Genomic DNA, 425 nt, shown 5'->3' with positions numbered 1-425 from the left:
CGTCGTAAATCGTATTGCGGGGCTCGGTAACCCGCAGGCCATAGATGCTTGAGAAATCGAGATCTCGCGCCACAAAGATCGAAACGAGCGACCCTTGGTGCTTCGTCAGGGTCGGCGGAATATTGATCGACTGTTCGACGGCGATCGCGGCGGCATCCTTGCCGGCGCTTGTCGTGCCCTGCGCTTGCACGTCGCTGCGCTGTAGTTCCTGACCGGCATAAGTAGCAATATCGGGAACCACAGACAGAAGCAGCGCGCTGCCGAAGCGCTCCCACCAGTGGGTGTCGACATAGCCATCGAATCCGGCGCGGCCGATCGCATCGGTTGCCGGCGAGGCCAATGTGATGATGACGCCCGTGGGCGTCTTGGCTCGGTTCCAGAGCACGAACAGCCGGCTTTGGCCGCGGCGCAGTCCGCCGCGATAC

1 protein-coding gene is annotated in these 425 nt (G+C 62.1%); it reads right to left on the bottom strand.

Features of this window, described 5'->3' with window-relative positions:
* A partial coding sequence (locus tag CEV33_RS01325; RefSeq protein ID WP_141211538.1) for a TrbI/VirB10 family protein occupies window positions 1–425 on the bottom strand: 425 nt, incomplete at both ends.

It is taken from the genome of Brucella grignonensis (genome assembly GCF_002252505.1).
GTDB classification, from domain to species: Bacteria; Pseudomonadota; Alphaproteobacteria; order Rhizobiales; family Rhizobiaceae; genus Brucella; species Brucella grignonensis.
Note: the sequence above shows the minus strand (reverse complement) of the source record. Positions and strands in the feature narration are given on the sequence as shown.